Here is an 874-nt window from a genome sequence, read left to right on the forward strand (position 1 = left end):
GCTGGCCGTACGTGATCTGGAAGTACGCCGCCCCGCTCGACGGGCGGTCCGCCGCGGCGGACGGCACCAGCATGTGGATCACGTCGGAGGCGGCCCGGATCGACGTGCACGCGCTGCGCGGCACCGTCGACGCGGTCATCGCCGGGGTGGGCACCGTGCTCGCCGACGACCCCCGGTTGACCGCCCGCAACCTGCGCGACGGCAGCCTGGCCATCCGGCAGCCGCTGCGGGTGGTGGTGGACAGCTCGGGGCGTACCCCGGCTGACGCCCGGGTCCGCGACGGCGCGGCACGGACGTGGATCGCGACCGCCGACGAGGTCGGCGCCGACGCGGACGGCCGGGTCGACCTGCCGGCGCTGCTCGCGGCGCTGCACCAGCGCGGGGTCCGCGCGGTGCTGCTGGAGGGCGGCCCCCGGCTGGCCGGCGCGTTCCTGGCCGCCGGCCTGGTCGACAAGATCGTCGGGTACGTCGCGCCGCGGTTGCTCGGCGCCGGCCCGACCGCTCTGGTCGACGCGGGAGTGACCACCATCGCCGAGGCCATCGATCTGGAGTTCGTCGACGTTACGCAGGTCGGTCCGGATCTCCGGATCACCGCTTTGCCCCGCAAAAGGGAGGGCTGAGATGTTCACCGGCATTATCGAGGAAATGGGCGAGATCGTCCGGGTGGCGCCCACGGCTGGCGATTCGGCGCTGCTCGGCGTCCGCGGCCCACTGGTCACCTCCGACGCCCGGCACGGCGACTCGATCGCCGTCAACGGTGTCTGCCTGACCGTCGTGGAGGTGGCCGACGGGGTCTTCACCGCCGACGTGATGGGGGAGACGCTGCGCCGCTGCGCGCTGGGCGCGCTGCGCCCCGGCGTCCCGGTCAACCTGG

1 protein-coding gene and 1 pseudogene are annotated in these 874 nt (G+C 74.3%); both read left to right on the forward strand.

Annotated features, from left to right (window positions below; translation table 11 throughout):
• Positions 1 to 620 (forward strand): RibD family protein (locus tag KBX53_RS34435; RefSeq protein ID WP_210863974.1); only part of this gene is annotated, 620 nt, incomplete at its 5' end.
• A 1-nt stretch (position 621) separates the two neighbouring features.
• A pseudogene (locus KBX53_RS34440) lies at positions 622 to 874 on the forward strand (riboflavin synthase); the annotation flags it as partial.

The organism is Micromonospora sp. M51 (assembly GCF_018070305.1).
GTDB lineage: Bacteria > Actinomycetota > Actinomycetes > Mycobacteriales > Micromonosporaceae > Micromonospora > Micromonospora parva.